The following is a 5057-nucleotide window of genomic DNA, read 5'->3' on the forward strand; positions in this document are numbered from 1 at the left end:
CGGAGGGTGGGGTGGGCGGGGTGCCTGGAAGGAGTTTCGTGACGCCTGAGGAGATTCTCGCCGCGGACGCGGCGCACGTGTGGCACCCGTACGCGGCGCTGCCGCCGGCCAGTCCGCCGTACGTCGTGGAGAGCGCGCAGGGCGTACGGCTGCGGCTCGCGGACGGGCGGGAGCTGGTGGACGGGATGTCGTCCTGGTGGGCGGCGATCCACGGCTACCGGCACCCGGTGCTCGACGCGGCGGTGACCGACCAGCTGGGCCGGATGAGCCACGTGATGTTCGGCGGGCTGACCCACGAGCCGGCGGTCACCCTGGCCCGCACCCTTGTCGAGTTGGCCCCGGACGGGCTGGAGCGCGTCTTCCTCGCCGACTCCGGCTCGGTGAGCGTCGAGGTGGCCGTCAAGATGTGCCTGCAGTACCAGCGGGCCACCGGCCGGCCGGAGCGCCGCCGGCTGGGCACCTGGCGGGGCGGCTACCACGGCGACACCTTCCACCCGATGAGCGTCTGCGACCCCGAGGGCGGGATGCACCACCTGTGGGGGGACGTGCTGCCCCGGCAGGTGTTCGCCCCGGTGCCACCCGGCGGCTTCGAGACGCCGCCCGACCCGGCGTACGAGGCGGCCCTCGCGGACGCGGTCGAGCGGCACGCCCACGAGCTGGCCGCCGTCATCGTCGAGCCGGTCGTCCAGGGCGCCGGCGGCATGCGCTTCCACCACCCGCACTACCTGCGGGTGCTGCGGGAGGTCACCCGCGCACACGGGGTACTGCTCATCTTCGACGAGATCGCCACCGGCTTCGGGCGGACCGGCGCGATGTTCGCCGCGGAGCACGCCGGGGTGGCCCCTGACGTCCTCTGTGTGGGCAAGGCGCTCACCGGGGGGTACCTCACCCTGGCCGCCGCCCTCTGCACGCCGGAGATCGCCCGGGGCATCTCCGCGGCCGGGGTTCTGGCGCACGGTCCCACCTTCATGGGCAACCCGCTCGCGTGCGCGGTCGCCAACGCCTCCCTGGGCCTGCTGCGGGCCGGGGACTGGCCGGCCGAGGTGGCGCGGATCGGGGCGGGGCTGCGGGCCGGTCTGGAGCCGCTGCGCGGCGCGCCGGGCGTGGTGGACGTCCGGGTGCTCGGCGCGATCGGCGTGGTGCAGCTCGACCACGACGTGGACCTCCCGGCGGCCACCGCCGCCGCAGCCGACGAGGGCGTCTGGCTGCGGCCGTTCCGGGACCTGGTCTACACCATGCCGCCGTACGTCACCGACGACGCCGACGTGGCCCGGATCGCCGCCGGGGTCGCGGCCGCGGTGAAGGTCGGCTGAGCCGCCGGTTCCGGCCGGCGGGGGAGTACGCGGGCGGCGCGGGCCGCCCGCTGAGAGCGTCCGCGAGGGCGGCGACGGACGCGGGCGGGCACGTGGCCGCCGGCGGAGTCGACGCGCCGGCGGGCGCGGTGGTGGGCGGGGACGGCGGGTCGCCGCCCCGGGACGACGATGCGCGTCACGGGCGCGCGGAGAGGGAGAGCAGCGATGGAGACCTTCGGCGCCCGGTTGCACCGGGCTGTCACCGAGCGGGGACCGCTGTGCGTGGGCATCGACCCCCATCCGGGTCTGCTCGCCCGGTGGGGGCTCGACGACGACGTGCGTGGCCTTGAACGGTTCGCCGGGACGGTGGTGGAGGCGCTGGGCGACCGGGTGGCGGTCGTCAAGCCCCAGTCCGCCTTCTTCGAGCGCTTCGGGGCCCGTGGCGTGGCAATCCTAGAGTCAACTATCCGACAGTTACGAAATTGTGGCTCGCTCGTTCTGCTCGACGTCAAGCGCGGGGACATCGGCTCCACGGTCGCCGCGTACGCGTCCGCGTATCTCGATCCATCGAGTCCTCTCTATGTCGACGCGGTGACGGCGAGCCCGTACCTCGGGGTCGGCTCACTCGCGCCGATGTTCGAGCTGGCCGCCGCGCACGGCGGTGGCGTGTTCGTGCTGGCGCTCACGTCCAACCCGGAGGGGGCGGCCGTCCAGCGGGCCCGCGCCGCCGACGGGCGGACCGTCGCGCAGACCGTGATCGACGAGATTTCCCAGCTCAACGCGGGTGCGCAGCCGTCGGGGAGCTTCGGTCTGGTGGTCGGGGCGACCATCGGCGAGACCGGCCACGACCTCTCCGCGGTCAACGGCCCGCTGCTCGCGCCCGGCCTCGGTGCGCAGGGTGGGAGCGCGTCCGACCTGCGGGTCGTCTTCGGTTCCAGCCTGCCCGCGGTGCTGCCGTCGTACTCCCGTGAGGTGCTGAACGCGGGCCCCGACCTGACCGCCCTGCGGGCCGCGGCGGACCGGGCGCTGGCCGACTGCCGGGCCGTCCTGGCTGGCCGTGACTGACTGACGGCTCGGTCACTTTCTGTTGATCATCGCGCGTCCACGTTGCCGAAAGCTCCGCTGACCGCTAGTTTTCCCCGCGCTGGGAACCATGGACCCCTTGGTTCACAGCGACACCACGTTTCACAGTGCGGCGGTGCGTCCCGCCCGTCGCGATAGGGACCTGAGGAGAACTGGTGCCGCTCCCGTCACTGACCCCCGAGCAGCGCGCAGCCGCGCTGGAGAAGGCCGCGGAGATCCGCAAGGCCCGCGCTGAGCTGAAGGAGCAGCTCAAGCAGGGCAAGACCACCCTCGGAGCCGTTCTCGAGCGGGCCGAGTCCGACGACGTCGTCGGCAAGCTGAAGGTGTCCGCCGTCCTCCAGGCGATGCCGGGCATCGGCAAGATCCGGGCGACCCAGATCATGGAGAAGCTCAAGATCGCCGACAGCCGGCGCCTGCGTGGCCTCGGCGAGCAGCAGCGCAAGGCCCTGCTTGGAGAGTTCGCCGCCAACTGAGGCCGGCAGCCGTGTAGAAACAAGCAGTGAGCACGGATGGCGAGACGCGCCCGGCGGCTCGGCTCACTGTCCTGACCGGGCCTTCGGGTTCCGGCCGGGACGGTGTCGCCGCGCTGGTCCGGGCGCGTTCTCCCGCCGTGTGGACCCCGGCGCCGGCGACCACCCGGCCCCGGCGCGACCACGAGGTGGACGGCGTCGACCGCGTCTTCCTCACCCCCGCCGAGTTCGACCGGCTCATCGCCGTCGGCGGCCTGCTGGAGTGGAGCCGTGCCGGCCCGCACCGGCGGGGCACGCCCTACGATCCGCTGCGGTCGCGGCTCGCCGCCGGTGATCCCGTCCTGCTCCCGCTCGACCTGGCCGGCGCGCTGCTGGTCCGGGCGGCGGTGCCGGACGCCCGGCTGATCCTTCTGCACCCGCCCGGCGACATGCCCGATCCGGTCATGGCGGGCCACGTCGAACACACCGTGGCGCACGACCTGACCGAGCGGGTCGTGGACAAGCTGGTAGGATTGTTCGGTTCTTCCTTCCTTGCTCCGGCGCGACCGCGCGTGCGCGGTTGACCGCCAGCACCGCGAGCGGTGTGACAGACGTAGAGGTCAACACGTGGGATCCATCGCCACCAACCCCGAAGGCATCACCAACCCGCCGATCGACGAGCTTCTCGAGAAGACCACGTCGAAGTACGCGCTGGTCATCTTCGCCGCCAAGCGCGCGCGGCAGGTCAACGCCTACTACAGCCAGCTCGGCGAGGGCCTGCTGGAGTACGTCGGCCCGCTGGTCGAGACCACCCCGCAGGAGAAGCCGCTCTCCATCGCCATGCGCGAGATCAACGCGGGCCTGCTCACCGCTGAGCCCACCGACCAGCCGTAACGCGCGTCAGCCCGATGTCTCCCCGGATCGTCCTCGGGGTCGGCGGCGGGATCGCCGCGTACAAGGCGTGCGAGCTGCTGCGGCTCTTCACCGAGTCGGGCCACCAGGTCCGGGTCGTCCCGACCGCGTCGGCGCTCCGCTTCGTCGGAGCGCCGACCTGGGCGGCGCTCTCCGGCCAGCCGGTCGCCGACGACGTGTGGTCCGACGTCCATGAGGTTCCCCACGTGCGGCTCGGCCAGCAGGCGGACCTGGTGGTCGTGGCCCCGGCCACCGCCGACCTGCTCGCCAAGGCCGCCCACGGGCTCGCCGACGACCTGCTCACCAACACGCTGCTCACGGCGCGCTGCCCGGTCGTCCTGGCCCCGGCGATGCACACCGAGATGTGGGAGCACCCGGCCACCGTGGCCAACGTCGCGATCCTGCGGGCCCGCGGCGTCCGGGTCATCGAGCCGGCGGTCGGCCGCCTCACCGGCGTCGACACCGGCAAGGGACGGCTGCCCGACCCGGCGGAGATCTTCGCCGTGGCCCGGCGGGCCCTCGCGCGCGGCGTCACCGCCCCGGCGGACCTGGCCGGCCGGCACGTGGTGGTCACCGCCGGCGGCACCCGGGAGCCCCTCGACCCGGTCCGTTTCCTCGGCAACCGCTCCTCCGGCAAGCAGGGGTACGCGTTCGCCCGCACCGCCGTCGCGCGGGGAGCCCGGGTCACGCTCGTCTCCGCCAACGTCGCGCTGCCCGACCCGGCCGGCGTCGACATGGTGCGGGTCGGCACGACGAGCGAACTGCGCGAGGCGACGCTCAAGGCCGCCGTCGACGCGGACGCGGTGGTCATGGCGGCCGCTCCGGCCGATTTCCGCCCGGCGACGTACGCGACTGGCAAAATCAAGAAATCGGACGACGGCAGCGCGCCCACGATCGAGCTCGTCACGAACCCGGACATCGCCGCCGAGCTCGGCCAGCGCCGTCGCCCGGAGCAGGTGCTGGTGGTGTTCGCCGCGGAGACCGGCGACGCCGAGGCCAACGGCCGGGCCAAGCTCGCCCGCAAGCGGGCGGACCTCATCGTCATCAACGAGGTCGGCCCGGACAAGGTCTTCGGCGCCGAGACCAACGCGGCGACGGTCATCGGCGCGGACGGCTCGGTCAGCCGGATGCCCGAGCAGTCCAAGGAAGACCTCGCCCAGGGCGTCTGGGATCTCGTCGTCACCCGGCTCGCCGTCCGTTCCTGACGGCTGGAACCGGCACGACCGAAGGGGCCGACTCCGGACGCGGGTGATTACACTGCCGCGGAACGACCTTTCCAAAACTTAGGAGTGCCGTGACACGCCGCCTCTTCACTTCCGAA

General features: G+C 73.2%; 6 protein-coding genes. All 6 read left to right on the forward strand.

The genetic code is table 11. The features are described 5' to 3' along the window. The first annotated feature begins 38 nt into the window (after positions 1–38). Positions 39–1313: an adenosylmethionine--8-amino-7-oxononanoate transaminase gene (locus HCJ94_RS29105; RefSeq protein WP_168004202.1), complete on the forward strand. Its 1275-nt coding sequence runs from the start codon at positions 39–41 to the stop codon at positions 1311–1313. 204 nt (positions 1314–1517) lie between these two features. Beyond that, positions 1518–2357: an orotidine-5'-phosphate decarboxylase gene (gene pyrF, locus HCJ94_RS29110; RefSeq protein WP_168004203.1), complete on the forward strand. Its 840-nt coding sequence runs from the start codon at positions 1518–1520 to the stop codon at positions 2355–2357. Positions 2358–2530: 173 nt separating this feature from the next. Continuing rightward, the gene (gene mihF / locus HCJ94_RS29115; RefSeq protein WP_007458370.1) at positions 2531–2848 is read left to right on the forward strand and encodes an integration host factor, actinobacterial type; all 318 of its coding nucleotides are present in this window, start codon (positions 2531–2533) and stop codon (positions 2846–2848) included. Between the two features lie 26 nt (positions 2849–2874). Next, the gene (locus HCJ94_RS29120; RefSeq protein ID WP_168004204.1) at positions 2875–3408 is read left to right on the forward strand and encodes a nucleoside/nucleotide kinase family protein; all 534 of its coding nucleotides are present in this window, start codon (positions 2875–2877) and stop codon (positions 3406–3408) included. 43 nt (positions 3409–3451) lie between these two features. Continuing rightward, on the forward strand, positions 3452–3718 hold the full coding sequence (gene rpoZ / locus HCJ94_RS29125; RefSeq protein ID WP_013285517.1) for a DNA-directed RNA polymerase subunit omega: 267 nt from the start codon (positions 3452–3454) through the stop codon (positions 3716–3718). Between the two features lie 14 nt (positions 3719–3732). Next, complete coding sequence (gene coaBC, locus HCJ94_RS29130) at positions 3733–4941, forward strand: bifunctional phosphopantothenoylcysteine decarboxylase/phosphopantothenate--cysteine ligase CoaBC (RefSeq protein WP_168004205.1); 1209 nt, start codon at positions 3733–3735, stop codon at positions 4939–4941. Positions 4942–5057: the final 116 nt, after the last annotated feature.

Origin of the sequence: Micromonospora thermarum, from assembly GCF_012034245.1 — a bacterium.
Taxonomy (GTDB): domain Bacteria; phylum Actinomycetota; class Actinomycetes; order Mycobacteriales; family Micromonosporaceae; genus Micromonospora; species Micromonospora thermarum.